This window comes from Mycolicibacter sinensis, from assembly GCF_001667375.1.
GTDB lineage: Bacteria > Actinomycetota > Actinomycetes > Mycobacteriales > Mycobacteriaceae > Mycobacterium > Mycobacterium sinense_A.
Window position 1 is genome coordinate 132545 of record NZ_LZIN01000019.1, and the last position, 24861, is coordinate 157405.

Here is a 24861-nt window from a genome sequence, read left to right on the forward strand (position 1 = left end):
GATGATAGTCACCATGTATGCCGTGGAAATCGCCGCGACCGGCGGCCCGGAAGTCCTGAACCTGGTCGACCGACCGCAGCCCTCCCCCGCCGCCGGCGAGGTGTTGATCCGGGCGGAGGCGATCGGGGTCAACTACATCGACACCTATTTCCGCTCCGGGACGTACCCGGCCGAGCTGCCGTTCGTGATCGGCAGCGAAGCCGCGGGCACCGTGGTCGAAGCGGGCCCAGAGGTGACGACGCTGAGCCCGGGTGACCGCGTGGTGACCGCTGCCGCCAACGGGGCCTATGCGCAATACTTCACGGCGCCAGCATCTTTGGTGGCGCCGATCCCCGCCGGGGTCGACTCGGACGTGGCGGCGGCCGTACTGCTCAAGGGCCTGACCGCGCACTACCTGATCACGTCGGTATATCCGGTGCAACGCGGCGACACCGTCTTGCTGCACGCCGGCGCCGGCGGAGTGGGCCTGATCTTGACCCAGTGGGCCACGGCGCGCGGCGCCCGGGTGATCACCACGGTCTCGACGCCGGAGAAGGCCGAGCTGTCCCGACGGGCCGGCGCTGCCGAGGTGCTCGACTATCCCGGCTCGGACGCCGCCGCGTTCGGCGCCCGCATCCGGGAGTTGACCGACGGCGCCGGCGCTGCCGCGGTATACGACGGCGTAGGTGCGACGACATTCGACGCCAGCCTGGCCAGCCTCGCGGTCCGGGGCACGCTGGTGCTGTTCGGTGCGGCCAGCGGACCCGTCCCGCCGGTGGATCCGCAGCGGCTCAATGCTGCGGGGTCGGTGTATTTGACCCGGCCGAACCTGGCTCATTTCACCCGCTCGGCGCAGGAATTCTCTTGGCGCGCGGGAGAGTTGTTCGACGCGATCGCGGCAGGCTCGATCGAGGTGACGGTGAGTCGGCGATACCCACTGGCTGAGGCGGCCGACGCGCATCGGGATCTGCAGGCCCGCAAGACCACCGGTTCGATCGTCCTGGTGCCCTAGCCGGCCTTCCAGCCTTCGGGCAGCAGTGGCAGCCGCGGGCTTTCGCCGAATTCTGCCCCGGCCAGCCGGGTCAGCCCGGCTGCATTGACGCCCGGCGTTACGCTCCCGCTGCTCCCCAGCGGCCCCGCCCCTTGATCCGAGGCGTCGGCGCCGACTTTGATCACCGCGTCACCGTGGTCGCGCTTGATCGCGCGCCGTCGGCGGCGTGCGCGTGCTCGTGCGGCGGCTTCGGCCGCGACGGTGGCGAGATCCGGCTCCGCTGCTTTTCTGCTGGCGCTCGCCGGGGCGCTCGCCCCCGCGCCGGTACCGACCCGCGGGGTGGCGCCGGGCCCGCCACCGACCAGATACGGGTAAGCGAATGCCTGGACAGCCGGGGGCGGTGTCGGGGCCGGTGGCGGGCTCGCCGGCGGGCCGGCCGGCGCCGCGGGCGAAGCCGTTGCCGGAGCGGCTGCGGCGGGGACCGCCGGGGCGCTGCTGACGACCGTCGGCAGGGCTGACGCCGACGGGACGGGCGCTGCCGCTGCGGCCACTGCCTCGGGAGGTGCGGGCAGGCTCGCCAAGCCGCCGAGCCCGCCGAGAGCGCCGACCGGGGCAGCCAACGCGCCGGTCGCGGCCGCCAGCAGTGGCGCCGACTGGCTCAGCGTTGCGGTGAACTGCGCCACGTGGGTCGGCCAGTCGAGCAGCGCCACGGCCAGCAGGTACTGCCACGCCGCCGCCGGGTCCTGCGTACCGGCGTATTGGAAGTTCGCCACCAGTTCCAGGGCGCGGGCGAGATACCACATTGGGTCGTTGGCGTTGGCGTAGTAGTCGTACACCTGCCCATTGATGGTTCCTGCCGTCGGATCCCAGTTGATACCGACGTTCTTGAGCAGTCGCACGATTTCCAGGTTCAGCGGGTTGTCGACCTTGGGATCGTGCACGCCCGGGCCATCGGTGATGGGCGGCGCGGCGCCGAGGCTTGGGGTCGAGGCCACCGCCGAACTTGCCACCCCCTCATAAGTGGCCATTGTCGTGGCGGCCTGCACCCACATCCGGACGTAGTCGGCTTCGTTGAGCGCGATCGGAATGGTGTTGATGCCGAAGAAGTTCGTCGCGATCAGAACGCCGTGGGTGGCGTGGTTGGCCGCCAACTCCGGCAGCGTCGGCATCGCCGCCAGCGCGGCGCTATAGGCCGCCGCCGCCAGCTGGCATTGCGCTGCGGCCGTCGCACTGTCCGCGCCGGCGCGGCTCAGCCAGGCCAGGTACGGAGTGTGGGCAGCCAGATACGCCTCCGCGCTCGGCCCCTGCCAAGCTCCGGCTTCCACCGATGCCACTACAGCGGTCAGCTCCTGGGACACCGCGGTGTACGCAGCGCTCAGCGACGACCACGCCTCAGCCGCCGCCAGCAGCGGCCCGCCCCCGGGCCCAGCGCTCAACAGCGCTGAATGCACCTCCGGCGGCGACGCCATCCACACCCCTGGCACGCCGAGTAACTTTAGTACAAGGAACTCTGATTTTCGGGTACCCGAACTTAAATGTGTCGGTCGTCGCCCCAGCTGCCCGGCACCATCGGCTCCGTCGGCCCGTTGCCGAACACACCGGTCAGCCGGGTCATCCCTGCCGCAGCGAGCTGCCCTTCGGCCGCGCTGCCGGTGAAACCCAGCGGTCCGGCACCCCGGTCGGCGGCCAGCACCGGCTCCTCCTCGGGCAGCTCCCAGTCCGGGTCGACCCCCACCCCCATCGTCATGAACTGATCGGCGCGATCCTGCCTGGCGGCGCGCCGACGGCGCCGGGCCTGCGCCCGTTCGCGATTGGCCTCGCGCGCCGCCGCCGCGGCAGTGCTGTCGGGTTCGGGCGCCTTGCGTGCCGAACGCGCGGCGGCACCCATCCCCGATCCCGTACCGATACCGGGTCCGCCGATCAGGTAGGGCGGGACGAACGACGCCCCGGCCGGCGGCGGTGGCCCGGCCGCTGCCGGCGCGGTGCCCCCGGCCGCGCTCGCCGGTGCCGGCCGCGCCGGGGCCGATGCGCTGACCGATCCGGAAACCGCCGGCGCGGGCGGGACACTGCCCACCGCCGGCGACGCCTGCCCAGCCGTGTCGGCCGGCAGCGCAGACATCATCGGCGGCGCCGGCGGCAGGACCGCCAGGCCGGCCAGCCCGGCGAAGCCGCCCACGGCGCCAACGGGGGCGACCATCACGCCGACCGCGACGGCGAGCACCTGGGGCGTTTGCCCCAGCGAGGTGGCGATCTCGGCGATGTGGGTCGGCCAATCGAACTCGGCCAGCTGGACCAGATATTGAAAGGCCAGTCCCGGATTGTGTTGGAGATACACGCCGAACTGTTGGAAGTCCTCGAACAACTCCAGCGACCGGACCAGCCAGAACATCGGCTGGCTGGGATCGGTGTACTGGTCGTACGGAATGCCGTTCATCATGGCGTGGGCGGGGTCCCAGTTGATCTGTCCATTGCTGGCGGTGTTCAGCATCTTGGCTATGAGCTGATCCAGCGGATTGTCGACGGTGGGGTCGGTGACATCGCGGTCGTCCTGCGGCGTTGCGGCATCGGTTTTCGCGATCTGTGGCGCCGGCAGGACATCGGGCACCGTGGCCACTGCCGCGCCACTGACTGCTTCATACGTCGCCATCGTCGTAGCCGCCTGCACCCACATCCGCGCATAGTCGGCCTCATTGACGGCGATCGGAATGGTGTTGATCCCAAAGAAATTCGTCGCCACCAGCACACCATGCACCGCGTGATTGGCCGCCAGCTCCGCCAACGTCGGCATCGCGGCCAACGCCGTCGTATACGCGGCGGCCGCCGTCTCAGACTGCGCCGCCGCCGCAGCACCGTCCGCACCGGCTTGGTTCAGCCACGCCAGATACGGAGCGTGCGCGGCCACATACGACTGTGCGCTCGGCCCCTGCCACGTCCCGGCCTGCACGGCCCCCAGTACCGCCATGAGCTCGTCGGCGACCGCTGCGTACTCCGCGCTCAGCGCCGACCACGCCGCTGCGGAGGCCAGCAGGGGACCCGGTCCCGCGCCGGCACTCAACAGCGCCGAGTGCACCTCCGGAGGAGATGCCATCCATACCGGCGACGCGGCGGTCACCGCCGGGCGCCCGCCAGCTTGTTGAATATGATTGTCATTATCGTCGATTGAATAACCGTCGCGGCCACCGGCGCAAGATGTTCCAACCTCGCGTTACCTGGACTAATGCTGTGAGCCTGAACCGAGCTTCCTGGCACGATCGGTCACATGCCGATTCCGCAGTTCGACCTCCGGGCCGCCATCGGCCACGCCCCGCTCTGGCTGATCGGCGTGACGGCAGTAGTGATCCGCGACGATGAGGTGCTGCTCATCGAGCGGGCAGATAACGGCATCTGGGCGCCGGTCACCGGGATCGTCGACCCCGGTGAGGAGCCGGCCGACGCCGCGGTCCGCGAAGTCGCCGAGGAGACCGGTGTCACCGCGGTGCCGGAACGCCTGGTCTGGGTGCACGCCACCGCGCCGGTGACTCACGCCAACGGGGATCCCGCCCAGTACCTCGACCACGTCTTCGCCATGCGCTGGGTGGCCGGCGAGCCCTACCCGGCCGACGATGAAAGCACCGATGCGCGGTGGTACGCGCTGGCGGCGCTACCGGAGATGCCGGAACGGATGCGGCAACGCATCGCGGCGGTGCTCAACGTGCACGGCGAGACACGCTTCGAATGGGACGGTGGGTCTTAGAACAGCGTGGGCAAGCCGATGGCCGAGTCCACCGCCAGTGCGCAGAACACCACCGCGAGGTAGTTATTCGACTGCAGGAACAGCCGCAGCGGCTTGACCGGCTCCCCGCGGCGCACCCCGGCATAGAGCTGGTGGGCCATGGCCAGGAACCAGACCCCGGCCAGGAACGCCACTGCGGCGTACAGCCAGCCGGCGGCGGGCACCAGCGCCAGTGTGGCGGCCACCGTCGCCCAGGTGTAGACCACGATGCGGTGCGTGACGACGCGCTCGGTGGCGACCACCGGCAGCATCGGCACCCCGGCCGCGGCGTAGTCGTCCTTGTAGCGCATCGCCAGCGCCCAGGTGTGCGGCGGAGTCCAGAAGAAGATCACCAAGAACATCACCAGCGCCGGCCAGCCGATGGTGCCGGTCACCGCCGACCAGCCAATCACCACCGGCATGCAACCGGCCGCCCCGCCCCAGACCACGTTCTGCGAGGTGTGCCGTTTGAGCAGCATCGAATAGACCAGCACGTAGAAGGCGATGGTGGCCACCGCCAGCAGGCCCGAGACCAGGTAGGTGGTGCGCCAGAGCCAGACGAAGGAGACGGCGCCGAGCACCAGACCGAACACCAGCGCGTTGCGCGTCGGGACGGCATCGCGGGCCAGCGGCCGGCGAGCGGTGCGCTTCATCACCTTGTCGATGTCGGCGTCGACCACGCAGTTCAGGGCGTGCGCGCCCGCGGCGGCCAGCATCCCGCCGATCAGCGTGTTGAAGATCAGCAGCGGATTCACCGTGCCGCGGTCGGCCAACAGCATCGCCGGAATGGTCGTCACCAGCAGCAACTCGATGATCCGTGGCTTGGTCAACGACAGGTACGCCAGGAAGGTGGAACGTATTGCGCGTATTCGGCGCGGCGCGGCGCGCTCGCGAATACTCACGTGATGACTCCTCAGATGGCAGCAGCGACGCCAGCGTCTACTACGGACGATGGTAGACCGCGCAGCCGGGTCGACCGAATCGCAGGGTCGATTCATGGGTAATACACACGCCGACCGGACCTGCAACACTACCCGGCCCCCCACTAGGGTGAGAACCAACCAGGCTTGCCTAAACACATCCCGAAGATGAGGACTTCACGTTCGTGACCACTGCTGCAGAGATCTCCGCCCTCACCCAAGCCCACCACCCCGACGACTGGGCCGAGATCGACTCGGTCGCCGTCGACACCGCCCGGGTGCTGGCCGCCGATGCGGTGCAGAAGGTCGGTAACGGCCACCCCGGCACCGCGATGAGCCTGGCGCCGCTGGCGTACACGCTGTTCCAGCGGGTGATGCGCCACGACCCCTCCGACACGCACTGGCTGGGCCGCGACCGGTTCATCCTGTCCTGCGGGCATTCGAGTCTGACGCTCTACATCCAGCTCTACCTGGGCGGTTTCGGGCTGGAGCTGTCCGACATCGAGTCGCTGCGGACCTGGGGTTCCAAGACGCCGGGGCACCCGGAGTTCCGCCACACCAAGGGGGTGGAGATCACCACCGGTCCGCTGGGGCAGGGTCTGGCCTCCGCGGTTGGGATGGCGATGGCCGCCCGCTACGAGCGCGGGCTGTTCGACCCCGACACCGCCCCCGGCCAGAGCCCGTTCGATCACTACATCTACGTGATCGCCTCGGACGGCGACATCGAAGAGGGCGTCACCAGTGAGGCGTCGTCGCTGGCCGCGGTCCAGCAGCTGGGCAACCTGATCGTGTTCTACGACCACAACAAGATCTCCATCGAAGACGACACCAACATCGCGCTGTGCGAGGACACCGCGGCCCGCTATGAGGCCTACGGCTGGCACGTGCAGCGAGTCGAGGGCGGCGAGAACGTGACCGGCATCGAGGAGGCCATCGCCAAGGCAAAGGCCGTCACCGACAGGCCCTCGTTCATCGAGCTGCGCACGATCATCGGTTATCCGGCGCCGAACCTGATGAACACCGGCAAGGCGCACGGCGCGGCACTCGGCGACGACGAGGTGGCCGCCACCAAGTCCGCGCTCGGATTCGACCCGGACAAATCCTTCGACGTTCGCGAGGACGTGATCACCCACACCCGCGGGCTGGTGGGCCGCGGCAAGGCGGCGCGGGACGAGTGGCAGGCCCAGTTCGAGTCATGGGCCGCCCGGGAGCCGGAGCGCAAGGCACTGCTGGACCGGTTGACCGCTGGTGAGCTGCCGGACGGTTGGGACGCCGACCTGCCGTACTGGGAGCCCGGCTCCAAGGAGATCGCGACCCGCGCCGCGTCCGGCAAGGTGCTCAATGCGGTGGGGCCGAAGCTTCCCGAATTGTGGGGCGGCTCAGCCGATCTGGCCGGCAGCAACAACACCACGATGGACAATGTCAAGTCGTTCGGCCCGGCGTCGATCTCCACCAAGGACTACACCGCCGACCCGTACGGGCGCACCCTGCACTTCGGGGTCCGCGAGCACGCGATGGGCGCGATCCTGTCGGGCATCGTGCTGCATGGCCCGACCCGCGCCTACGGCGGCACCTTCCTGCAGTTCTCCGACTACATGCGGCCGGCGGTGCGGCTGGCCGCGTTGATGGACATCGACACCATCTATGTGTGGACCCACGATTCGATCGGCCTGGGCGAAGACGGCCCCACCCACCAGCCGATCGAGCACTTGGCGGCGCTGCGTGCCATCCCCCAGCTGTCGGTGGTGCGTCCGGCCGACGCCAATGAGACCGCTTACGCCTGGCGCACCGTGCTGGCCCGCGGCGCCGACAGCGGACCGGTCGGGCTGATCCTGACGCGTCAGGGCCTGCCGATCCTGGAGGGCACCGACCCCGAGGGGGTCGCGCGCGGCGGTTATGTACTCGGCGATCCCGGCACCGAGCGGCCCGACGTGCTGCTGATCGCCACCGGGTCGGAGGTACAGCTCGCCGTGGCAGCGCAGAAGCTGTTGGCGGACAAGGGCATCACTGCCCGCGTGGTGTCGATGACCTGTCTGGAATGGTTCGAGTCGCAGCCGGTCGAGTATCGCGACACGGTACTGCCGCCCGCGGTGTCGGCGCGGGTCGCGGTGGAAGCCGGTGTCGCGCAGTGCTGGCATAAACTGGTAGGTGACACCGGGGAAATCGTCTCGATCGAGCACTACGGCGAGTCCGCCGACTACAAGACGCTGTTCCGTGAATTCGGTTTCACTCCGGAGGCCGTCGTCGCCGCCGCCGAACGAACCCTGGAGCGATGAAGCAAACCGTGGCCGCATGACGGCCGATTGAGAAGGAGCGCAATATGACTCAGAACGAAAGGCTTGCCGCTCTGAGCGCCGCCGGCGTATCGGTGTGGCTCGACGATCTGTCCCGCGACCGGCTGACGTCGGGCAACCTGGCCGAGCTGGTCGCCACCCGCAGTGTCGTCGGGGTGACCACCAACCCGACCATCTTCCAGAAGGCCCTGGAGAAGGGCCACGCCTACGACAAGCAGCTGGCCGAACTGGCCGCGCGCGGCGCCGACGTCGACGCGGTGATCCGCACTGTCACCACCGACGACGTACGCAACGCGTGTGACGTGTTGACGAGGGCGTGGGAGACCTCCGACGGCGTCGACGGCCGGGTGTCGATCGAAGTCGACCCCCGCCTGGCCCATGACACCGACAAGACCGTCGCCCAGGCCGTCGAGCTGTGGAAGATCGTCGACCGGCCGAACCTGTTCATCAAGATCCCGGCCACCAAGGCCGGACTGCCGGCCATCACCGCGGTGCTGGCCGAAGGCATCTCGGTCAACGTCACGCTGATCTTCTCCGTCGAGCGGCACCGAGAGGTGATGGACGCCTACCTGGCCGGCTTGGAAGCGGCCAAGGCCGCCGGGCACGATCTGGCCAAGATCCATTCGGTGGCGTCGTTCTTCGTCTCCCGGGTGGACACCGAGGTGGACAGCCGGCTCGAGAAGATCGGTTCGGCGGACGCCCTGGCGCTGCGCGGAAAGGCCGGCGTGGCCAACGCCCGACTGGCCTACGCCGCCTACGAGGAGGTCTTCGCCGGTGAGCGCTTCGCGGCGTTGGCGGCGCACGGCGCCCGGGTGCAGCGCCCGCTGTGGGCCTCGACCGGGGTCAAGAACCCGGACTACCCGGACACCCTGTACGTCACCGAGTTGGTGGCCCCGCACACCGTCAACACCATGCCGGAGGCGACGATAGAGGCGGTGGCCGACCACGGTGATGTCACCGGCAACACCATCGCCGGTACCGCTTCATCGGCCCAGCAGGTCTTCGACCAACTCTCGGCGGTGGGCATCGATCTGACCGACGTGTTCTTGGTGCTGGAGAACGAGGGCGTGGACAAGTTCGAGGCCTCCTGGGGAGAACTGCTGGACGCCACCGCGTCGCAGCTCGACGCCGCCAAGTGACCTGATGGTGGGCGCAGGCGCAGCGCAAAGCAGTGCCGCGGGGTGGCGCAATCCCCTGCGGGACAAGCGGGACAAGCGCCTGCCTCAGATCGCCGGCCCGTGCGGCGTGGTGATCTTCGGGGTGACCGGAGACCTGGCCCGGCGCAAGCTGATGCCGGCCATCTATGACTTGGCCAACCGCGGGCTGCTGCCTCCGACATTCGCACTGGTCGGCTTCGCTCGCCGGGACTGGGCCGACCAAGATTTCGTCGACGTCGTCTACCAGGCCGTCAAGCAGCACGCCCGGACACCGTTCCGTCAGGTCGTGTGGGACCGGTTGGCTGCCGGATTCCGTTTCGTGACAGGCACCTTCGACGACGATGCCGCTTTCGCCCAGCTGGCCGAGACGCTGGAGAAGCTGGACGCCGAACGCGGCACCGGCGGCAACCACGCTTTCTACCTGTCGATCCCGCCCGACGCGTTCCCGGTGGTGTGCGAGAAGCTGCACGCCAGCGGGCTGGCCCGCCCGCGGGAGGGCCGCTGGAGCCGGGTGGTGATCGAAAAGCCGTTCGGCCACGACCTGTCCAGCGCGGTCGAGCTCAACAGCGTGGTCAACAGCGTCTTCCCGGAGGAGTCGGTGTTTCGCATCGACCACTATCTGGGCAAGGAGACGGTCCAGAACATCCTGGCGCTGCGGTTCGCCAACCAGCTGTTCGACCCGATCTGGAACGCGCACTACGTCGACCATGTGCAGATCACCATGGCCGAGGACATAGGCCTGGGCGGTCGGGCCGGCTACTACGACGGCATCGGCGCCGCCCGCGATGTGATTCAGAACCACCTGCTGCAGTTGCTGGCCCTGACCGCCATGGAGGAGCCGGTGAGCTTCTCCCCCGCCGAGCTGCAGGCCGAGAAGATCAAGGTGCTCTCGGCGACCAAACTGGCGCTGCCGCTGGATGAAACCACCTCCCGCGGGCAGTACACCGCCGGCTGGCAGGGCGGCGAGCACGTCGTCGGTCTGCTCGAGGAGGAGGGGTTCGCCGCGGACTCCCGCACCGAGACCTATGCGGCCATCACGCTGGAGGTCGACACCCGGCGCTGGGCCGGTGTGCCGTTCTATCTGCGCAGCGGCAAGCGGCTGGGGCGCCGCGTCACCGAGATCGCGCTGGTGTTCAAGCAGGCGCCGCACCTGCCGTTCGATGCCACCATGACCGACGAACTGGGCAAGAACGCCCTGGTGATCCGGGTGCAGCCCGACGAGGGGATCACCCTGCGATTCGGGTCCAAGGTGCCCGGCCATCTCATGGAAGTCCGCGACGTCAACATGGATTTCTCCTACGGCTCGGCGTTCTCCGAGGATTCACCGGAAGCCTACGAGCGGCTGATTCTCGACATGCTGCTCGGTGAGCCGTCGCTGTTCCCGGTCAACGCCGAAGTCGAATTGTGTTGGCAGATACTCGATCCCGTTCTCGAGAACTGGGAGCAGCACGGCAGACCCGAGCCCTATGAGGCCGGTACCTGGGGTCCGCGGTCGTCGTTCGAGATGCTGGAGCGCTCCGGGCGGGAATGGCGGCGCCCGTGATTGTCGAACTGTCGGACACCACCACCAACGCAATCAACAAGAAGCTCGACGAGTTACGCGAGCAGATCGGCGCGGCCACCACCGGCCGGGTGCTGAGCCTGATCATCGCGATCGAGAACGACACGCTGCTCGACGAGTCCATCGCCGCGGCCAATATGGCCAGCCAGGAGCATCCCAGCCGGGTGATCGTGGTGATAACCGACGACACCGATGCCCGCGACGCCCGCCTGGACGCCCAGCTGCGGATGTTCGGCGACGCCGGCGCCGGCGAGGTGGTGGTGCTGCGGCTGTCCGGCCCGCTCGCCGGCCACGCCGATGCGGTCGTGGTGCCGTTCCTGTTGCCCGACATCCCGGTGGTCGCCTGGTGGCCCGAGATCGCGCCGTCGGCACCGGCCGTCGACCCGCTGGGCGCCCTGGCGGTGCGTCGGATCACCGACGCCACCAACAGCCCGGATCCGCTGGCGGCGATCAAGGGCCGGCGGGGCGGCTACACCGCCGGCGACACCGACCTGTCCTGGAGTCGCATCACCTATTGGCGGGCGCTGCTGGCGTCGGCGGTGGATCAGCCGCCATATGAGCCGATCCGCTCGGCGCTGGTATCGGGACTGTCGACCGAACCGGCGCTGGACATCCTGGCCGGCTGGCTGGCCAGTCGCATCGATGGGCCGGTACGCCGCGCGGTCGGCGAGCTGAAGATCGAGCTGGTGCGCGACAGCGAAACGGTGGTGCTGAGCCGGCCCCAGACCGGGATAATCGCCACCTTGAGCCGGACCGCCGGCCCGGACGCGCTGGTTCCGCTGCCGCGCCGGGTGACCGCAGAGTGCCTGGCCGAAGACCTGCGCCGACTGGACCCCGACCCCATCTATGGCGCCGCGTTGGTCGGCCTCGAGGAAGTGGAGTATCTGTGACTGTAACGACCTACCGCGACACCGATGAACTCATCGCCGCCGCCGGTGACCGGCTGGCCGATGCCATCGAGGCAGCCGTCGCCGCCCGGGGCCGCGCGCTGATCGTGCTGACCGGCGGCGGCAACGGTATCGCGCTGCTCAAGCGCCTCGGCGAGCACGCCGCACGCATCGACTGGACCCGCGTGCACCTGTTCTTCGGCGACGACCGCTTCGTCCCGGCCGACGACGGCGAACGCAACGACAAGCAGGCCCGCGAGGCGCTGCTGGGCCGCATCGACATCCCGGCCGCCAATGTGCACGCCATGCCGGCGAGTGACGGCGAATGCGGCGACGACCTCGACGCCGCCGCGCAGGCCTACCAGGAGGTGCTGGCCGCCAACGCCGAGCCGGGCCAGCCGGCACCGGATTTTGATGTGCACCTGTTGGGAATGGGCCCCGAGGGCCACATCAATTCGCTGTTCCCCGATACCCCCGCGGTGCGCGAGACGACCCGCCTGGTGGTCGGGGTGCCCGACTCACCCAAGCCGCCGCCGCGGCGCATCACGCTGACGCTGCCCGCGGTCCGGCGTTCCCGCCAGGTGTGGCTGGTGGTGTCCGGGGAGGCCAAGGCCGAGGCGGTGGCCGCCGCGGTCGGCGGCGCCGACCCGGTCTCGGTGCCGGCGGCCGGGGCCGTCGGGCGCGAAGAGACGGTGTGGCTGCTCGATGCCGGGGCGGCCGCGCAGCTGCCCGCGCAATCTCGCTGACCGGCGCCCGGCGCTGCCCGCCGTCGCGTCATAATGAGCGGCATGGCAGACAGAGGCTCGGGTACTGGCGGGGAACGCAATCGGCTCAAGACATTGGCGCAGGCGGCGCTGAACGCCGACGTGACCGTCGGGCAACTCGAAGACGTCCTGAGCGGCCTGGGCGACACGATGAACGCCTTGAACAGTTCCCTGGTCGGCCTCAACGCCACCGTCGCACGCCTCGGTGACGGCCTGGACCACCTGGATGAGACCATGGCCAGTCTCGACGACCTGGCCGGCCGACTGGTTGCCCTGATCGAGCCGGTGGAGACCATCGTCAGCCGGATGGACGACATCGTCAGCGTCGGCGAGACCGCGATGGCGCCGCTGACCGCGACCGAGAACATGGTCCGGGGCATGTTCAACGCCATGCGCAACCGGGTGGTGCGTTAGGCGTCGCCGTGCTCAGGCGTATTTGATGAGCAGGCCCACCGCGATGATGGACACCAGCCAGATCGCGATGACGAAGTAGGTCAGCCGGTCGAGGTTCTTCTCCACCACCGTCGAGCCGGACAGGCTGGACTGCACGCCGCCGCCGAACAGGGTCGACAGGCCGCCACCCTTGGCGCGGTGCAACAGCACCAGCAGCACCACCAGCAGGCTGGTGATCACCAAGAGGATCTGCAGCGTCAAGATCATGGCCGCTACCCTACCGTGCCGTTGAGGGCCATCACGGCGCGCCTAGACAAGGGGCCCGCCGGCCGCCAGCGCCGCCAGGGTGGCGAACTGCTCGCCGTCCAGCGACGCCCCGCCGACCAGACCGCCGTCCACGTCGGGCTGCCCGATCAGTTCACCGATGTTCTTGGCGTTGACCGAGCCGCCGTAGAGCACCCGCACCGCCTCGGCCACCTTCGGCGAGGCGAGCTTGCCCAGCTCGGCGCGCACCGCGGCACACACTTCCTGGGCGTCGGCGGCACCGGCGACCCGGCCGGTGCCGATCGCCCACACCGGCTCGTAGGCGATGACGGTCGCGCCGATCTGCTCGGCACTGAGCCCGGCCAGTGAGCCGCGCAACTGCTCCAGGCAGTGCTCGACATGGTTACCGGCCTCCCGGATCTCCAGGTGCTCGCCGATGCAGACGATCGGGGTCAGTCCGTGCTTGAGGGCGGCGGCCGCCTTGGCCGCCACCAGCGCGTCGTCCTCGCCGTGGTAGCTGCGCCGCTCGGAGTGCCCGACGACGACGTAGCTGCAGCCCAGCTTGGCCAAAAACGCCCCGCTGATCTCGCCGGTGTAGGCGCCCGAGTCGTGCTGCGAGAGGTCCTGGGCGCCGAAGGTCAGCCGCAGCTTGTCCCCGTCGACCAGGGTCTGCACGCTGCGCAGGTCGGTGAACGGAGGCAGCACGGTCACGTCGACCTTGTCGTAGTACTTGTCCGGCAGCGAGAATGCCACCTTCTGCACCAGCGCGATCGCCTCGAAGTGGTTGAGGTTCATCTTCCAGTTGCCGGCGATCAGCGGTTTGCGACTCATTGCGCCCCTTCGGTCTCCAGTGCCTGCAGGCCTGGCAGTTGTTGTCCCTCAAGGTATTCCAGCGACGCCCCGCCGCCGGTGGAGATGTGCGAGAAACCGCGCTCGGGCAGGCCGAGTGCTCGCACCGCCGCGGCGGAGTCCCCGCCGCCGACCACGCTGAACGCGCCCTTGCCGGTGGCCGCCGCGATCGCCTCGGCCAGGCCCTTGGTGCCGGCGGCGAACGCCGGGAACTCGAACACCCCCATCGGCCCGTTCCAGAAGATGGTCCGGGCATTCGACAGCAGGGCGGCGAACCGCTCCACCGAACCGGGACCGATGTCCAGGCCCATCTTGTTCTCCGGGATGGCGGCGGCCGCGACCAGCTCGCCGGTGGCGGCGGCGTCGAACTTGTCGGCGACCACGATGTCCACCGGCAGCCGCAGCACGTCGCCGTAGTCGTCCAGCAGCTGCCGGCAGGTGTCGACCATGTCGGCTTCCAGCAGCGAGGTGCCCACCGGCAGCCCTTGGGCGGCCAGGAAGGTGAAGCACATGCCGCCGCCGATCACGATGGAATCGGCCTTAGTCGCCAGCGACTTGATCACGCCCAGCTTGTCGGAGACCTTCGACCCGCCCAGCACCACCGCGTAGGGGCGCTCGGTGGACTCGGTCAGCTGCTGCAGCACCTGGATCTCCGCGGCGACCAGCTTGCCGGCGTACGACGGCAGCAGGGTCGCGACGTCGTAGACCGAGGCCTGCTTGCGGTGCACCACGCCGAACCCGTCGGAGACGAATGCCCCCGGCGTGCCGTCCGGTGCGGCGACCAGCTCGGCCAGCGCCCGGGCCAGCGCGAGGCGCTCCTTGTCGTCCTTGCTGGTCTCCCGCGGGTCGAAGCGGATGTTCTCCAGCAGCAGCACGTCACCGTCGGTGAGGCCTTCGGCGCGGGCCAGCGCATCGGTGCCGACCACATCACCGGCCAGCTGAACGTGTCGGCCCAGCTGTTCGCCGAGCGCGGCCGCGACCGGCGCCAGCGACAGCGCCGGGTCGGGCTTGCCCTTGGGCCGGCCCAGGTGGGCGGTCACCACCACCTTGGCGCCGGCCTCGAGCAGCGCGCGCAGCGTCGGCACCGACGCGGTGATCCGGCCCGGATCGGTGATGTTGCCGTCGTCGAGGGGGACGTTGAGATCGCTGCGCACCAGCACGCCGCGCCCACTCACCCCCTGCGCCAGAAGATCTTCCAGAGACTGGATGGTCACGGCGGCCGGACTTACAGGGACTTGCCGACGAGGGCGACCAGGTCAACCAGCCGGTTGGAGTAGCCCCACTCGTTGTCGTACCAGGAGACCACCTTGGCCTGGTTGTCGATCACCTTGGTCAGGCCGGCGTCATACAGCGAGCTGTGCGGGTCGGTGACGATGTCGCTGGAGACGATCGGGGCGTCGTAGTACTTCAGGATGCCCTTCATCGGTCCCTCGGCGGCGGCCTTCATCGCGGCGTTGATGTCGGCGATCGAAGCCGACTTGCTCAGCTCGGCGGTCAGGTCGGTGACCGAGCCGGTGGGGATCGGCACCCGCAGCGCGTAGCCGTCCAGCTTGCCCTTCAGCTCCGGCAGCACCAGGCCGATCGCCTTGGCGGCACCGGTGGAGGTCGGCACGATGTTGATCGCGGCCGCGCGCGCCCGGCGCAGGTCGGAGTGCGGGCCGTCCTGCAGGTTCTGGTCCTGGGTGTAGGCGTGGATGGTGGTCATCAGGCCCTTGACGATCCCGAACTCGTCGTTGAGCACCTTGGCCAGCGGCCCCAGGCAGTTCGTGGTGCACGAGGCGTTGGAGATGATCTTCTGGCTGCCGTCGTACTTGTCGTCGTTGACGCCCAGCACGATGGTGATGTCCTCGTCGGAGGCGGGCGCGGAGATGATCACCTTCTTGGCGCCGGCGTCCAGGTGGCCCTGGGCCTTGTCGCGCTTGGTGAAGATGCCGGTGGACTCGACGACGACGTCGACGCCCAGGTCGCCCCAGGGCAGCGCCGCCGGGCCTTCCTTGACCTCCAGCGCCTTGATCTTGGTGTTGCCGACGACGATGGTGTCGTCGCCCTCGAGGCTGACGTCGTGGGGCAGCCGGCCCAGGATGGAGTCGAATTTCAGCAGGTGCGCCAGGCTGGCGTTATCGGTCAGGTCATTGACCGCGACGATCTCGATGTCGGTATTGGCGCCCTGGGCCTTCTGCGCGTCCAATGCCCTGAAGAAGTTGCGCCCGATGCGGCCGAAGCCGTTCACGCCTACCCGGACCGTCACTGGTCTCTCCTCGTGTCGCCTAGTTTGCTGGTGTATTCGACGCCAGCCTAATGCGTGACCGAACCCACAGGTCCTTCGGTACGGCGGACCGGGAACTCGTCACCGGGCTCGGCCACGGCTGACGGCTGAGCATGTCGGCTACCGCCACATAGCCCGCTTCGATCAGTCCGGATTTGGCGTCGACGATGCGGTAGGCCTGTTCCTTGCGGTGAATGGGCTGACCTTCGAGCATGATCACCCGCAGGTCGCCGTCTTCGAAGTGGCAGCGGCGCTGCACCGCGGCCAGCAGCTGCTCGTTGTGCAGGTGGCCTTCGCCGAAGTTCCACCCGATCAGCGGGCCGGCGATGATCTCGCCGTCGCGGATGCTGTAGTCGGCTTGGTTCTTGATGGCGCGCGGCAGCAGCCCGTTGAGTGCGCGACCGTGCAGGTGCATCGCGCGGAAGGCCCCCGGAACCTTGTCGGCCACGAGTTCGGCGGTGGCGCGGTCGTAGAGCTTGGCGAGCTGGTTGATGACCAGCGCCGAACTCTTGACCGTGCGCGCCTCGAGGGTGTCTTCGGCGCCGTCGCGGAAGCACCACAGGCTCGAGGCCCAGTTTCCGGCGTAGTAACGCATCGCCGGCAGGAACGAGATCTGTTGGGGAAACATGTTTCCCGCCATCGGCATGACCACCAGGCCGGCGACCAGTATGACCCCCAGCAGTGGTGAGCGCAGGTCGTACACCTGAATTTCGGCGTGCTGGCCGAAGAGATAGAACAGCGAGAAGATGAAGAACACGTTCCATTCCAACGGAACTCCCATCGGAAGGTTGGAGATGATGTTGAGGTGGAAGACCACCATGAACGCGATCAGGGCCCACCGCCAGGGCTGATCACCGGCGACCAGCACCAGCAGCGCCGGCACGATGAATTCGGCGGTGGTGCCGCCGACGTGTGCCATCAGTTGCGGTATCCGGGTGGGCCGTAGGTCGTTGGCGTGATCGCGGTAGAGCAAGTGCTTGAACCGGGTGAACATCCTCGGCCGTAACAGGGCGTTGTTGCTCATCATCACGGCCACCACGTACGGGAAGTGATGGTTGAGCTTGGAGGTCGCTGCGCCCCACCACAAACCGAGCAGGATGAGCTTGAACGCGGCCATCTGGTCGACGTAGGGAAAGAAGAACACCAGCAACGTCAGCCCGTAGTGCTCGGCGCGGGCCGCCAGAAAGATCGTCTTGTCCCGCAGCCCCAGCAGCGCCAGTGCCGCGATGATCAGGACCACCCGGATCGGGTCGATCAGGCCGATCTCGCCGGCGCCGCCGGTGCCGGTGTCCGGGACCCCGGGCGAGAGCAACAGCCAGATTCCGGAGGCCAGCACCGCGGCGTACAGCGCGACGTCGAGGAGGGTCCGGGTGTCGCCGCCGGTGAGCGGGACCCGGCCCGGCCAGGGCGGCAGCCGAATCGTCTTGGGCCGCAGCCAGTATAGGAATCCGCCGATCGGCGGCCAGAATCGTCCGGTCAGCGGGCCGGAGCCGCAGCCCAGTCCCAGGATCTCGAACAGCAAGCTGAAGACGACGACCTTCTGGTAGACGATCGGCTGCGTCCACCATTCGGTGATCCGGCCCAGCCCGCCCAGGCCCGGGGTCAGCGCGATGACCGCCGCGGCGCCGACGGCGTAGGCCGCGATCTTGAGCAGATACAGCAGATAGATCGCCGACGGGGTGCCGAATCCGTGTTCGGCCCAGTGCCGGCTGCAGAGCTGCGTCCGGGTGGCCCACGGCATACCGCGCCAGGTCTCGGGATCCGCATCGGGAACCGTCGGTGCGATGAACCCCATCTTGGCCTCACTCCCCTGGCTTGTGCATGTTCAGTTATAGCGATACGCGTCATGCCGCGACGCGGTTTCGGGTCCGCTCAGGTGTAGGCCGCGCGCAGCAGCGCCGGCGGCCGGAATGGGCGCCAGACCCCGGTGGTTTGCGCCAGCCGGTCGGCGATCGCGAAGATCACCGCGGGATGGTAGGCGAACCCGATGTGACTCGCGGCGACGCCGATGTTCTCCGCTTGCGGTGCGGCGTCGGTGAGGCAGACCCGCCAGCCCACGATGCCATCAAGGACGGAGTAGATCGAGGTGCTCGGCACCGGCAGCGCAGCGTCGCCGCCGGGAGCCGGTTCATCGGGCACCCGGGCCTGGAAGTCCCCGTACCAGCGGGCCCACTGCGACCAGCGGGGCCACTGCGGGAAGCCGGACAGGTCGCTGGGATGGCCGGCGGAATCGCGTTGGCGTGCCATGGTGGCGGCGAGCCGTACCGGTGTGCCGAGGGTGATCACCTGGCGGACGGATTCGGGGCTGTAACAAGCCAATTGGCGTGCATAAAACCCGCCGAGGCTCCAGCCGATCACCGACATCGGTTGCTGGTAGCGATCGGCCAGCTCCTCGACGCGGGAGGCCATCCCGTCGAGTACCCGCGGCGTCGGCCCAAGATTGGTGCCCAGCCGCCACCCGTGCATCCGGTAGCCCAGGCGTCGCAAGACTCGTCTCAGTACCAGCGTCGAAGTATCGGCCGCGCCCAGGCCGGGCAACACCAGCACCGGGTGGCTGTCACCGCGTGGCAGCAGCAACAGCAGTGGTGCTGTGGACGTGAGCAATCCGACGTCGACTGCGGCCCGGGCCGGTTCGCTGAGGTAGAGCAGCCGGCCGGGGACGGTGCGACGGCGATCGGGCCGTTGCGTTCTCGTCAACAGTGGCTCCTCTACCCCTGAATCCAACCGAGTTTGGTGCTCTCGGTCGGAGACGGTCGTTAACGTTTGGCATGGCAGGGCGCAACAAGCAGGTTTACAAGATCACCTATCCCAACGGGAAAATCTACGTCGGTATGGACCTCACCGGGTCAACTTCCTACTTTGGTAGCCCGAGCGCTAAGGAGCGCATAGCCGCCGATCTCGCCGAATATCGCATGGACCTGATCGCGCGCAAACAAATCTTGTGGGAATCGGAAACGGCCGCCGACGCCGAAGTACGGTGCCGACAAATCGATCTCCAGGACGCGCGTAGCAATTCTGCTACCCTGGGCAGATGACCGTGATTCCGCAGAAGGAGCTGCGCAACAACGTGGCCGAGGTGCTGCGCCGAGCGGAAGCCGGCGAGGAGATCACCATCACCGTGGCCGGCAGGCCGGTGGCACAGCTCGGACCGACGACCCCCCGACGATGGGTGTCCGGTCAGCCGTTGCGGTCGATATGGGTCACTCCCGCGCCGATCACACTCGACACGGACCTTGAGCAATTCGCGGCCCCGCTGGCCGACCCGTTCGAATGATGCGCGCACTGCTGGACACCTCCGTACTAATTAGTGCAGATCCACCGCCGGACGTCGAGGCGGCGATCGGCGTCGCCTCGATTGCTGAACTCCAGTTCGGTGTACTGATGGCCGTCGACGACGAAGAGCGCGCTCGTCGCGCACTACGATTGGGCACAGTCGAAGCGACCTTCGACCCGCTTCCTGTCACCGTGGCAATCTCTCGCGAATGGGGTCATCTGTCCGCCGCCGTACGCAACCGCGGCGGCCGGCCTCGACGGCGCGCCATTGATCTGGCAATCGCCGCAACTGCCAACGTCCATGGGTCCCACTGCTAACCCACAACTTGGGCGACTTCCGCATCATCGACGACCTGGTCGACGTGCGCAGTCCCGCGGAGTTCACCCGCGAATAAACCCCTAGCGCTCAGGCGTCTTCCAGCAACTCCGGGGTGACCGCCGACTCGGTATCGGGGATCCCGTCCTGCTTGGCCTTGCGGTCGGCCATCGACAGCAGCCGCCGAATGCGGCCTGCCACCGCGTCTTTGGTCATCGGCGGATCGGCCAGTCGGCCCAGTTCCTCCAGCGACGCCTGCCGGTGCTCGACGCGCAGCTTGCCCGCCGAGGCCAGATGATCGGGCACGGTGTCCCCGAGGATGTCCAACGCGCGTTCCACCCGGGCCGCCGCGGCCACCGCGGCGCGGGCCGAGCGGCGCAGGTTGGCGTCGTCGAAGTTGGCCAGCCGGTTGGCGGTCGCGCGTACCTCGCGGCGAATCCGCCGCTCCTCCCAGACCAGCCGGGTGTCCTGGGCGCCCATCCTGGTCAGCAACGCACCGATCGCCTCGCCGTCGCGCACCACCACCCGATCGGCGCCGCGCACCTCGCGGGCCTTCGCACTGACCCCGAGCCGACGCGCCGCGCCGACCAGCGCCAGGGCCGCCTCCGGACCGGGGCAACCGACCTCCAGCGCCGAGGACCGACCGGGCTCGGTCAGTGATCCGTGCGCCAAAAACGCGCCGCGCCAAGCCGCTTCGGCGTCGGCGACGCTGCCGCCGACGACCTGGGCGGGTAGGCCGCGCACCGGCCGGCCACGCATGTCCAGCAGGCCGGTCTGGCGGGCCAGCGCTTCGCCGTCCTTGGCGACCCGCAGCACGTAACGGGTGCTCTTGCGCATCCCGCTGGCCGACAGCACATGCACGATCGCGTTGTAGCCGTACAGGTCGAAGATGTCCTTGCGCAGCCTGCGCGCGATGACGCCCAGGTCCACCTCGGCTTCGACCACGACCCGGCCGGCCACGATATGCAGCCCACCGGCGAAGCGCAGCAGCGCCGCGACCTCGGCTCGACGGGCATTGACCGAACTGACCACGAGACGGCTCAATTCGTCCTTGACTTCAGCCGTCATCGCCACGACTTGTCACCTCCCGGCCCGAGCCCGCTCGGTCCACTCACGCCGGTTTGCCGGCCCCCGCCCTCGGCCGGCGTCGCGACGGGTGTCGGGAGCGTCAGCGGCGACCCGCCGGCGTCCCGAACCCCGTCCAGCGCTGCCGCCAACTTTCCTGGGTCATGTAAAGGTGTACCAGGTCGGGCCACGTCGACGAACCGAACCTCCGCCGCGAAGAGATTCGCAGCCCGGCGCAGCTGCTCGCGTTCGCGCTCACTGGGCACCCGTCCCGCGTCGATGATGATGTGGTCGACGGTGAAACCGGGGGCATGCTGGGCCAACACGTGCAGGTGACGCTCCACCGAGAAGCCGGCGGTCTCCCCCGGCTCGGCGACCAGGTTGAGCACCAGGGCGCGCCGGGCCGTGGTGTTCTGCAGTGCGGCGGCCAGCCCGGGCACCAGCAGGTGCGGGATGACGCTGGTGAACCACGATCCCGGCCCCAGCACCACCAGGTCCGCCGACATGATGGCGTCGACGGCCTGGCGGGTGGCCGGTGGATTGCCCGGCAACAGCCGCACCCGGCGCACCTTGCCCGGCGTCGTCGCGATCGCCACCTGGCCGCGGATCACCCCGAACAGCCGCGGGTCGGCGTCGAGGCCGGAGACGTCGGCTTCGATCTGCAGGGCGATCGGGCACATCGGCAGCACCCGCCCTTTGACGCCGAGCATTCGGCCGAGCTCATCGAGTGCGGCCACCGGGTCGGCCAGCACCTCGTTGAGGCCGGCCAGCAGCAGGTTGCCGATCGGGTGGCCGGCCAGCGCGCCGGTGCCGCCGAACCGGTGCTGCAGAATGGTCGCCCACAGCCGCCCGGCGGGACTGTCGGAGGCCAGCGCCGCCAGCGCCATCCGCAGGTCCCCCGGCGGCACCACATCCAGCTCGCTGCGCAACCGGCCGGAGGAGCCGCCGTCGTCGGCGACGGTGACCACGGCGGTGACGTGCGGCGTCAGCCGACGGGCGGCCGACAGTGTCGCGTACAGGCCGTGCCCGCCGCCGAGCGCCACGATGCTCGGGTTGCCGTGGGCTGGCTCGATGCTCATTGGCGCCGCCCTCCCCCGCCAGCGGGTGGGGGTACCCCCGGCCGCCCCGCGGCCAGGGGGCGTGCCCCCACCTCATCGCTCCGCTCTGCATCGTCGCCGGCGCAGCTCATTCGCGGCCCAGATCCCGGTGCAGCACCCGCACCGACAGCTCGTCGTTGTCATCGGCGGTGTCCAACAGCCTCGCCAGCGCCTCGGCGATGGCGACGCTGCGGTGCTTGCCGCCGGTACACCCGATGGCCACGGTCATGTATCGCTTTCCTTCTCGTCGATAGCCGCCCACCACCAGAGACAGCAGCCGATGGTAGGCCTCGAGGAATTCGTCCGCACCCGGCTGGCTCAGCACGTAGTCGCGCACCGCCGGATGCTGTCCGGAGTGCGGGCGCAGTTCGTCGACCCAGTGCGGGTTGGGCAGGAACCGCACGTCCATCACCATGTCGGCGTCCATCGGCAGGCCGTACTTGTAGCCGAAGGACTCGACCGTGATCGAGGTGGGAGCCGTGACGGCGTCTCCACCGAACATCTCCTCGATGCTCTCGCGCAGCTCGCGCACGCTGAGCACCGAGGTGTCGATGACCAGGTCGGCCACCGCGCGGACCGGCGCCAACATGACCCGCTCGGCGGTAATGCCCTCGGTGAGCGTCTGCTGGCCCTGCAGCGGATGGCTGCGGCGGTTGTGTTCGTAGCGGCGGATGAGTACGTCGTCGCCGGCGTCCATGAACAGCACCCGCGGGTTGATGCCCCGCGTCGCCAGCTCATTGCGTACCGAGTCCAGGTCTCCGGTGAATCCGGCCGAGCGCACGTCCATCACCACCGCCAGCTGGGTGATCCGGGAGCCCGCCGCCAAGCCCAGGTCCACCATCCTGGTGATCAGGTCCGGCGGCAGGTTGTCGGCGACGTACCAGCCCAGGTCCTCGAGCACCTTGGCGGCGGTGCCGCGCCCGGCGCCGGACAGCCCGGTGACCAGTACGACGTCGATACCGGCGCCGTCTCCGGGGCCGGCGACGTCGCGTTCCCGCACGCCCTTCGGTGATTCCGTGGTCATCCCGACATCCGTTGCTGTTCAGCGGCACCCGTCGCGCCGTCGGCCCCCAGCGCCTCGAGAACCGCAGCCGCGGTCGCCGCGCCGATTCCCGGGATCGAGGTGAGCTCTTCGACGGTAGCCTTTTTCAGTCGTGCCACCGAGCCGAAATGCGAGATCAACACCTTGCGCCGGTGCTCACCGAGGCCGGGTACCGCATCCAGCACCGAGGCGGTCATCCGCTTGGACCGTTTGCTGCGATGGTAGGTGATGGCGAACCGGTGCGCCTCGTCGCGGATCCGCTGCAGCAGATACAGGCCTTCGCTTTGCCTCGGCAGGATGATCGGGTCCGGCTCCGAGGGCACCCACACCTCCTCCAGGCGCTTGGCCAGCCCGATGGTCGCGACGTCGGTGATACCGAGTTCGGCGAGCGCGGCGGCGGCGGCGTTGACCTGCGGAGCGCCACCGTCCACCACGTAGAGATTCGGCGGATAGGCGAATTTTCGTGATTTGCCTTCCGGAGAAAGCACTTCCGCGTCCAGGTGACGACGGAACCGGCGGCGGGTCACCTCGGCGATCGAGGCCACATCGTCGGAGCGACCCTCGCCGGCGGCCTCTCGGATCGCGAAGTGGCGGTAGTCGGACTTGCGGGGCAGCCCGTCCTCGAACACCACCAGGGATCCGACCACATCGGTGCCCTGCACATGGCTGATGTCCACGCATTCGATGCGCAGCGGTGCGTCGGGCAAGCCCAGAGATTCCTGAATGTTCTGCAGCGCAGCGGATCTGGCGGTGAAATCTCCGGCTCGTTTCAACTTATGTTGCTGCAGTGCATGTTTGGCGTTTCGCTCCACGGTCTCGGCCAGTGCGCGCTTATCACCGCGCAACGGCACCCGCAGTGATACCCGCGAGCCCCGCAGGTCCGACAGCCAGCTGATCAGCTCGTCGGCGTTGGCCGGCAGACAGGGCACCAGCACCTCGCGGGGCACCGGATTGATCGGCTCGTCGGCCGAACCCTCCAGTTCGGCCTGATCACCGTAGAACTGGGTGACGAACTGTTCAACGAGACGCTCCAGGGCGTTCTCGGAATCGCCGGGGTCTCCGGGCTTTTCGACGATCCAGCCGCGCTGACCGCGTACCCGGCCGCCACGCACGTGGAACACCTGGACCGCCGCCTCCAGCTCGTCGTCGGCGAACGCCACCACGTCGGCGTCGGTGCCGTCCCCGAGCACCACGGCCTGCTTCTCCAGGGCTCGTTTCAGCGCCGCGACGTCGTCGCGCAGCCGCGCGGCCCGCTCGAAGTCGAGCTGATCGGAGGCGGCCAGCATCTGCTGCTCGAGGCTGCGGACCAGCCGGTCGGTCTTGCCGGCCAAAAAGTCGCAGAAGTCGTCCACGATCTGCCGGTGTTCCTCGGCGCTGACCCGCCCGATACACGGTGCCGCGCACTTGCCGATGTAACCCAGCAGGCAGGGCCGACCGATCTGCTGGTGGCGCTTGAACACCCCGGCCGAGCAGGTGCGGGCCGGAAACACCCGCAGCAGCAGGTCCAGGGTTTCGCGGATCGCCCAGGCGTGCGAGTACGGCCCGAAGTAGCGCACCCCTTTGCGTCGCGGCCCGCGGTAGACCATCAGCCGCGGGTACTCCTCGTTGAGGGTGACCGCCAGCACGGGATAGGTCTTGTCATCGCGGTAGCGGACGTTGAACCGCGGGTCGAACTCCTTGATCCAGTTATATTCCAGCTGCAGCGCCTCGACCTCGGTGTTGACCACCGTCCACTCCACCTTGGCGGCGGTGGTCACCATCTGGCGGGTGCGCGGGTGCAGGCCGGCGACGTCGGCGAAGTACGACGTGAGCCGCGACCGCAGGCTTTTCGCCTTGCCCACGTAGATCACCCGGCCGTGCGGGTCGACGAATCGGTAGACGCCGGGCTCGACGGGAATGGAGCCGGTCGCCGGGCGATAGGTCGCGGGGTCTGGCACGGTAACCAGGCTACTTTCTACGGCGAACAGACGTGAAAGCCCCTTTTTTCATGCA

23 protein-coding genes and 1 pseudogene are annotated in these 24861 nt (G+C 68.7%); 11 read left to right on the plus strand and 13 right to left on the minus strand.

Annotated features, from left to right (window positions below):
- Positions 1 to 13: 13 nt before the first annotated feature.
- Complete coding sequence (locus A5771_RS03935) at positions 14 to 991, plus strand: quinone oxidoreductase family protein (protein ID WP_064853884.1); 978 nt, start codon at positions 14 to 16, stop codon at positions 989 to 991.
- On the opposite strand, the gene A5771_RS03940 is transcribed toward A5771_RS03935, so the two are convergent.
- Both A5771_RS03940 and A5771_RS03945 read right to left on the minus strand, forming a co-directional pair.
- Entirely contained in the window at positions 988 to 2439 is a 1452-nt protein-coding gene (locus A5771_RS03940; protein ID WP_064853885.1) for a PPE family protein, read from the minus strand. The genes A5771_RS03935 and A5771_RS03940 overlap by 4 nt on opposite strands.
- A 62-nt stretch (positions 2440 to 2501) precedes the next feature.
- Complete coding sequence (locus A5771_RS03945) at positions 2502 to 4058, minus strand: PPE family protein (protein WP_064853958.1); 1557 nt, start codon at positions 4056 to 4058, stop codon at positions 2502 to 2504.
- A gap of 171 nt (positions 4059 to 4229) precedes the next feature.
- On the opposite strand from A5771_RS03945, the gene A5771_RS03950 reads away from it, so the two are divergent.
- Positions 4230 to 4703: an NUDIX hydrolase gene (locus A5771_RS03950; protein ID WP_064853886.1), complete on the plus strand. Its 474-nt coding sequence runs from the start codon at positions 4230 to 4232 to the stop codon at positions 4701 to 4703.
- Here the strand turns inward: A5771_RS03950 and A5771_RS03955 are convergent.
- Positions 4700 to 5623: a heme o synthase gene (locus A5771_RS03955; RefSeq protein ID WP_064853887.1), complete on the minus strand. Its 924-nt coding sequence runs from the start codon at positions 5621 to 5623 to the stop codon at positions 4700 to 4702. The genes A5771_RS03950 and A5771_RS03955 overlap by 4 nt on opposite strands.
- A 203-nt stretch (positions 5624 to 5826) precedes the next feature.
- On the opposite strand from A5771_RS03955, the gene tkt reads away from it, so the two are divergent.
- Genes tkt through A5771_RS03985 form a run of 6 tightly spaced genes read left to right on the plus strand, consistent with a single transcriptional unit; the run spans position 5827 to position 12718 of the window.
- Positions 5827 to 7917 (plus strand): transketolase, encoded by a 2091-nt coding sequence (gene tkt, locus A5771_RS03960; RefSeq protein WP_064853888.1) that lies wholly within the window; start codon positions 5827 to 5829, stop codon positions 7915 to 7917.
- A gap of 44 nt (positions 7918 to 7961) precedes the next feature.
- A complete protein-coding gene (tal, locus tag A5771_RS03965) occupies positions 7962 to 9074 on the plus strand; it encodes a transaldolase (RefSeq protein ID WP_064853889.1) in 1113 nt (370 codons plus the stop codon).
- Positions 9075 to 9078: 4 nt separating this feature from the next.
- A complete protein-coding gene (zwf, locus tag A5771_RS03970) occupies positions 9079 to 10635 on the plus strand; it encodes a glucose-6-phosphate dehydrogenase (RefSeq protein WP_064853890.1) in 1557 nt (518 codons plus the stop codon).
- Entirely contained in the window at positions 10632 to 11543 is a 912-nt protein-coding gene (gene opcA, locus A5771_RS03975) for a glucose-6-phosphate dehydrogenase assembly protein OpcA (RefSeq protein ID WP_064853959.1), read from the plus strand. The genes zwf and opcA overlap by 4 nt, the downstream gene beginning before the upstream one ends.
- Entirely contained in the window at positions 11540 to 12286 is a 747-nt protein-coding gene (gene pgl, locus A5771_RS03980) for a 6-phosphogluconolactonase (protein WP_064853891.1), read from the plus strand. Before opcA ends, pgl begins: the two co-directional genes overlap by 4 nt.
- Before the next feature lie 33 nt (positions 12287 to 12319).
- The gene (locus tag A5771_RS03985) at positions 12320 to 12718 is read left to right on the plus strand and encodes a hypothetical protein (RefSeq protein WP_064853892.1); all 399 of its coding nucleotides are present in this window, start codon (positions 12320 to 12322) and stop codon (positions 12716 to 12718) included.
- 12 nt (positions 12719 to 12730) lie between these two features.
- Here the strand turns inward: A5771_RS03985 and secG are convergent, their stop codons facing one another.
- From secG to A5771_RS04015, 6 genes and pseudogenes are all read right to left on the minus strand, one after another.
- Complete coding sequence (gene secG, locus A5771_RS03990) at positions 12731 to 12964, minus strand: preprotein translocase subunit SecG (RefSeq protein WP_064853893.1); 234 nt, start codon at positions 12962 to 12964, stop codon at positions 12731 to 12733.
- A 42-nt stretch (positions 12965 to 13006) separates the two neighbouring features.
- Positions 13007 to 13792, minus strand: coding sequence for a triose-phosphate isomerase (tpiA, locus tag A5771_RS03995; RefSeq protein ID WP_064853894.1), 786 nt, complete (start codon positions 13790 to 13792; stop codon positions 13007 to 13009).
- The gene (locus A5771_RS04000; RefSeq protein WP_064853895.1) at positions 13789 to 15024 is read right to left on the minus strand and encodes a phosphoglycerate kinase; all 1236 of its coding nucleotides are present in this window, start codon (positions 15022 to 15024) and stop codon (positions 13789 to 13791) included. The genes tpiA and A5771_RS04000 overlap by 4 nt, the downstream gene beginning before the upstream one ends.
- Positions 15025 to 15035: 11 nt before the next feature.
- Positions 15036 to 16058, minus strand: coding sequence for a type I glyceraldehyde-3-phosphate dehydrogenase (gene gap, locus A5771_RS04005; RefSeq protein WP_064853896.1), 1023 nt, complete (start codon positions 16056 to 16058; stop codon positions 15036 to 15038).
- A gap of 47 nt (positions 16059 to 16105) precedes the next feature.
- A pseudogene (locus tag A5771_RS04010) lies at positions 16106 to 17871 on the minus strand (DUF3556 domain-containing protein).
- A 77-nt stretch (positions 17872 to 17948) separates the two neighbouring features.
- Complete coding sequence (locus A5771_RS04015; protein ID WP_234782935.1) at positions 17949 to 18773, minus strand: alpha/beta hydrolase; 825 nt, start codon at positions 18771 to 18773, stop codon at positions 17949 to 17951.
- Between the two features lie 71 nt (positions 18774 to 18844).
- On the opposite strand from A5771_RS04015, the gene A5771_RS04020 reads away from it, so the two are divergent.
- The 3 genes from A5771_RS04020 to A5771_RS21625 are packed head-to-tail and all read left to right on the plus strand — an operon-like array spanning position 18845 to position 19667.
- The gene (locus A5771_RS04020; RefSeq protein WP_064853897.1) at positions 18845 to 19111 is read left to right on the plus strand and encodes a hypothetical protein; all 267 of its coding nucleotides are present in this window, start codon (positions 18845 to 18847) and stop codon (positions 19109 to 19111) included.
- Positions 19108 to 19350: a type II toxin-antitoxin system Phd/YefM family antitoxin gene (locus tag A5771_RS04025; RefSeq protein ID WP_064853898.1), complete on the plus strand. Its 243-nt coding sequence runs from the start codon at positions 19108 to 19110 to the stop codon at positions 19348 to 19350. Before A5771_RS04020 ends, A5771_RS04025 begins: the two co-directional genes overlap by 4 nt.
- Positions 19350 to 19667 (plus strand): PIN domain-containing protein, encoded by a 318-nt coding sequence (locus tag A5771_RS21625; RefSeq protein WP_234782936.1) that lies wholly within the window; start codon positions 19350 to 19352, stop codon positions 19665 to 19667. Before A5771_RS04025 ends, A5771_RS21625 begins: the two co-directional genes overlap by 1 nt.
- 88 nt (positions 19668 to 19755) lie before the next feature.
- Here the strand turns inward: A5771_RS21625 and whiA are convergent, their stop codons facing one another.
- The 4 genes from whiA to uvrC all read right to left on the minus strand — a co-directional run bounded on the left by whiA (position 19756) and on the right by uvrC (position 24806).
- Positions 19756 to 20733: a DNA-binding protein WhiA gene (gene whiA, locus A5771_RS04030; RefSeq protein WP_109401015.1), complete on the minus strand. Its 978-nt coding sequence runs from the start codon at positions 20731 to 20733 to the stop codon at positions 19756 to 19758.
- Entirely contained in the window at positions 20730 to 21809 is a 1080-nt protein-coding gene (locus A5771_RS04035) for a YvcK family protein (RefSeq protein ID WP_064853900.1), read from the minus strand. Before A5771_RS04035 ends, whiA begins: the two co-directional genes overlap by 4 nt.
- 106 nt (positions 21810 to 21915) lie before the next feature.
- The gene (gene rapZ, locus A5771_RS04040; protein WP_064853901.1) at positions 21916 to 22851 is read right to left on the minus strand and encodes an RNase adapter RapZ; all 936 of its coding nucleotides are present in this window, start codon (positions 22849 to 22851) and stop codon (positions 21916 to 21918) included.
- Positions 22848 to 24806 carry an excinuclease ABC subunit UvrC gene (gene uvrC, locus A5771_RS04045; protein WP_064853902.1) on the minus strand — a complete coding sequence of 653 codons (1959 nt, stop codon included), beginning with the start codon at positions 24804 to 24806 and terminating at the stop codon, positions 22848 to 22850. Before uvrC ends, rapZ begins: the two co-directional genes overlap by 4 nt.
- Between the last annotated feature and the right edge of the window lie 55 nt (positions 24807 to 24861).

What these genes read in the sequence shown, in the direction of transcription:
- rapZ (WP_064853901.1), bottom strand. Translation starts at nt 22,851, where the DNA reads ATGACCACGGAATCACCGAAGGGCGTGCGGGAACGCGACGTCGCCGGC.
- tpiA (WP_064853894.1), bottom strand. Translation starts at nt 13,792, where the DNA reads ATGAGTCGCAAACCGCTGATCGCCGGCAACTGGAAGATGAACCTCAAC.
- whiA (WP_109401015.1), bottom strand. Translation starts at nt 20,733, where the DNA reads ATGACGGCTGAAGTCAAGGACGAATTGAGCCGTCTCGTGGTCAGTTCG.
- A5771_RS03945 (WP_064853958.1), bottom strand. Translation starts at nt 4,058, where the DNA reads ATGGCATCTCCTCCGGAGGTGCACTCGGCGCTGTTGAGTGCCGGCGCG.
- A5771_RS04020 (WP_064853897.1), top strand. Translation starts at nt 18,845, where the DNA reads ATGGCAGGGCGCAACAAGCAGGTTTACAAGATCACCTATCCCAACGGG.
- zwf (WP_064853890.1), top strand. Translation starts at nt 9,079, where the DNA reads ATGGTGGGCGCAGGCGCAGCGCAAAGCAGTGCCGCGGGGTGGCGCAAT.
- A5771_RS03935 (WP_064853884.1), top strand. Translation starts at nt 14, where the DNA reads ATGTATGCCGTGGAAATCGCCGCGACCGGCGGCCCGGAAGTCCTGAAC.
- A5771_RS03950 (WP_064853886.1), top strand. Translation starts at nt 4,230, where the DNA reads ATGCCGATTCCGCAGTTCGACCTCCGGGCCGCCATCGGCCACGCCCCG.
- A5771_RS04025 (WP_064853898.1), top strand. Translation starts at nt 19,108, where the DNA reads ATGACCGTGATTCCGCAGAAGGAGCTGCGCAACAACGTGGCCGAGGTG.
- secG (WP_064853893.1), bottom strand. Translation starts at nt 12,964, where the DNA reads ATGATCTTGACGCTGCAGATCCTCTTGGTGATCACCAGCCTGCTGGTG.
- A5771_RS03985 (WP_064853892.1), top strand. Translation starts at nt 12,320, where the DNA reads ATGAGCGGCATGGCAGACAGAGGCTCGGGTACTGGCGGGGAACGCAAT.
- tal (WP_064853889.1), top strand. Translation starts at nt 7,962, where the DNA reads ATGACTCAGAACGAAAGGCTTGCCGCTCTGAGCGCCGCCGGCGTATCG.
- A5771_RS21625 (WP_234782936.1), top strand. Translation starts at nt 19,350, where the DNA reads ATGCGCGCACTGCTGGACACCTCCGTACTAATTAGTGCAGATCCACCG.
- A5771_RS04035 (WP_064853900.1), bottom strand. Translation starts at nt 21,809, where the DNA reads ATGAGCATCGAGCCAGCCCACGGCAACCCGAGCATCGTGGCGCTCGGC.
- A5771_RS03940 (WP_064853885.1), bottom strand. Translation starts at nt 2,439, where the DNA reads ATGGCGTCGCCGCCGGAGGTGCATTCAGCGCTGTTGAGCGCTGGGCCC.